We start from the raw sequence: 1,150 nt of genomic DNA, 5'->3' as shown, positions 1-1,150 counted from the left end.
CCACGCGCCGAGATCGCCCATCTCCTCCCGTCGCGGCCCTTCGCGTATCCCCCCGACCACGCGCGGTCCGCGCCCCGGCCGCCCGGCACCACGTGCGCCTTCTACCGCTCGAACGGCAACCTCCTGGGCCAGGCCGATCTCTACCGCCTGTGCTACTCCGGCTCCCGCCTGGTCGCCAAGGACACCCTGCCGGCGGGGGCCCCGTGATCGCCCGGCGTCCGTACGCCGTCCACGGCCGCCGGGGCGACACCGTCGGGTGACGCGCACGCCAGCGCCCGCAGGACCGCGTGGTGCAGGATGGCCCCCGCGTCCGTGCCCAGCGCTTCGACCACGCCGTCCACGGCGTGTTCCAGCAGGCCGGCGGCCCGCTCCCAGCGGTGGGTCACGTCGTCGTACAGCAGGCGCAGGGCGACCTGGGGCCGGCGCTCGAACAGCACGCGGAACAACGTGTTCCGCGTCTCTTCGGGCACCCAGGGCAGCGCTCCGGACCGCGTACGCGGATGCGCCGCCTCCCGCAGCAGCTCGACGGGGTCGACCAGGTCGGCGAGGGCGGGCGGCACCGCGAACCGCGCGAGCACGTCCACCCGGGTGGCCGGGGAGATGCCCCCCGCGGCGGCGATGACCTCGGAGCAGAGCCCACGGATCTGTGCCAGGCTCTCGGCCCGCACCTCCGCGGCGAAGACGAGGAGCCCCGCCGCCCCGGCCACGTGCCCATCGGCGATCAGGGCGCGGACGCCGTCGACGAAGGCGGGGCTCAGTCCTGTGCCGCCCGCCGGTGACACCAGGTGCACGGCGGTGGTGTACAGCGCGATCCCGGTCGTCACACAGGGCGCCGCCAGGCGGCGTTCGGGCGCCGCGGTGGCGATGAGGTGCTCGGCGTGCGCCGCCGCCGCACAGGTCACCTCGACCAGCATGTGGCGGGGCTCGCGCGACCGCCACGCCGCACTGAGCGTCCGCTCGTGGATGGTCCGCAGATCGGAGCGGCCCGCCTCGCCCCGGCGCACCTGCGCCGCGTACACCCGCGAGGCCCAGGTGTGGCAGTGCAGGCGAAAGGCGGAGGAGAGAAAGGCCAGCGGAGCGATCAGGTCGTACGCGGTGCTCGGGCGGAACGGGAGTATCCGCACGGCCACTTCGAAGTGCGCGCGGTGGT

1 protein-coding gene and 1 pseudogene are annotated in these 1,150 nt (G+C 75.1%); one reads left to right on the top strand and one right to left on the bottom strand.

The window, feature by feature from the left end:
• A pseudogene (locus tag ACSNOD_RS31310) lies at positions 1-207 on the top strand (histidine kinase); the annotation flags it as partial.
• Here the strand turns inward: ACSNOD_RS31310 and ACSNOD_RS31305 are convergent.
• On the bottom strand, positions 153-1,150 hold a 998-nt coding region (locus ACSNOD_RS31305; protein ID WP_436770457.1), incomplete at its 5' end, for a hypothetical protein. The pseudogene ACSNOD_RS31310 and the gene ACSNOD_RS31305 sit on opposite strands and share 55 nt — an antisense overlap.

This window comes from Streptomyces sp. URMC 123, assembly GCF_051386515.1.
GTDB lineage: Bacteria > Actinomycetota > Actinomycetes > Streptomycetales > Streptomycetaceae > Streptomyces.
The sequence above is the reverse complement of the archived record's forward strand: the minus strand, read 5'-3'. Positions and strand labels throughout refer to the sequence as shown.